Source organism: Mesorhizobium sp. M7A.F.Ca.AU.001.01.1.1 (assembly GCF_004022735.1).
Taxonomy (GTDB): Bacteria; Pseudomonadota; Alphaproteobacteria; order Rhizobiales; family Rhizobiaceae; genus Mesorhizobium; species Mesorhizobium ciceri.
This window is the reverse complement of the sequence record NZ_RZPF01001065.1, coordinates 1-1,448: the sequence shown is the minus strand read 5'-3', so window position 1 is coordinate 1,448 and position 1,448 is coordinate 1. Positions and strand designations below refer to the sequence as shown.

At 62.0% G+C, this 1,448-nt stretch carries 3 protein-coding genes; all 3 read right to left on the bottom strand.

The features are described from left to right. Positions 1 to 233: 233 nt before the first annotated feature. Genes EN884_RS35815 through EN884_RS35805 form a run of 3 tightly spaced genes read right to left on the bottom strand, consistent with a single transcriptional unit; the run spans position 234 to position 1,311 of the window. Positions 234 to 578, bottom strand: a complete 345-nt coding sequence (locus EN884_RS35815) for a cupin domain-containing protein (protein ID WP_013528939.1) — start codon at positions 576 to 578, stop codon at positions 234 to 236. Between the two features lie 23 nt (positions 579 to 601). Then, entirely contained in the window at positions 602 to 943 is a 342-nt protein-coding gene (locus EN884_RS35810; RefSeq protein ID WP_063170399.1) for a cupin domain-containing protein, read from the bottom strand. A 17-nt stretch (positions 944 to 960) separates the two neighbouring features. Further along, positions 961 to 1,311 carry a cupin domain-containing protein gene (locus EN884_RS35805; RefSeq protein ID WP_063169498.1) on the bottom strand — a complete coding sequence of 117 codons (351 nt, stop codon included), beginning with the start codon at positions 1,309 to 1,311 and terminating at the stop codon, positions 961 to 963. Positions 1,312 to 1,448 lie beyond the last annotated feature (137 nt).

Here is a 1,448-nt window from a genome sequence, read left to right as displayed (position 1 = left end):
GTTTTGCCGCGCCGGCCATCGACCGGTAGTCCGGATTGACGAAGAAGGTTGGCCGGTCAGGAGAGAAATCCATTTTGTCCTTCTCCATTTACGGAGCCTTTTTGAGAATTCGTCCTGCCGAGGCAGATGGCGTGGCTTTCGAGAACCGGAGCGCAGCGGACATTTAGTCCGTGAGCACCGGAAGCGCAGAAAGCCGCGTCAGGTGTCCGGCAGGGCAGAATTATCGAGAAGGCTCAGCGGATCATGTAGACCTTCTTGATTGTCTCATGGACGGTGCAGACGCCCTTCCAGTCCTGCGGGAAGAACGCTGCCGTATCCGGCTCGATCTCGATGACCTCGCCGGATTCATGCACATAGGTGCAGCGCCCTTCGAGGAAATGGCAGAACTCGTCGCGGGTGACATGGCAGTGCCATTTGCCCGGAGTGCAGACCCAAAGCCCGCATTCGGAGCGGCCTTCCGGCCCCTTGTACAGCAGCTTGCCCGAGGTATGGGATTGGCCCTCGATCATGGTCGGGATGACGCCCCAGTCGACGAGGTCGGTAATGGTAAGCGGGGATTTCATGATGGGGGTTGTCATATCGATTCCTTGGAAATGGGTGCTCAGCGGCACATGAAGGCCTTGGTCAGCGTTTGCGTGATGATGGAGATGCCGGTCCAGCCGGCGGGGAAGAATACCAGCGTGCCGGCCTCGACCGCGATCTCCTCGCCGTCGCCATGGACATAGCTGCCGCGTCCCGACAGGAAGTGGCAGAATTCGTCGGCGCCAAAGGTGACCTTGCGCGTGCCCGGCGTGCACGCCCACAGGCCGCATTCGCTCGATCCGTCCGGGTTCTGCGCCAGGATCTTGCCCGAAGCGCGCGGCGAACCGGCGAGCGTGTTGCTGCCCGCGCCCCAGTCTTCCAATTCCACGGCCGAAGCCTTCGGCCAGTGCGGTGTCGACATGTCATCAAGCTCCGTGGTCACGCCAGCATGTAGACGTTGCGCATCGTCTCATGCACGGTGCATTCGCCTCTCCAGCCGGCAGGGAACATGACCACGGTGCCGGTGGAGACTTCTATCACCTCACCGACATCCGACCGGTAGGTCGCGCGGCCGGCGACGAAATGGCACAATTCGTCGCGCGGGATACTGAGGCGCCAGCGGCCTGGCGTGCAGACCCAGATGCCGGATTCCGGCTGGTTGTTTGGCCCTTTGTGCACGAGCCTGCCGGTGGAGCGCGAAGCGCCGTCCAGCGCGTCAGGTTGGACGCCCCAGTCGACGAGGTCGGTTCGGGTGGTGGCCTGGTGGAGGTGTGGGGCGGAGGAGGTCATGAGCGTGCTCCATCATTTGGGCGCTCAATCCCGCCCCGTTTTCGCTCTACGAGGCCCACCTCTGTCCTGCCGGACATCTCCCCCTCAAGGGGGAAGATTGGCAACTTTGGCTTCTGTGTCTCTTCTTCAGCGTTGAA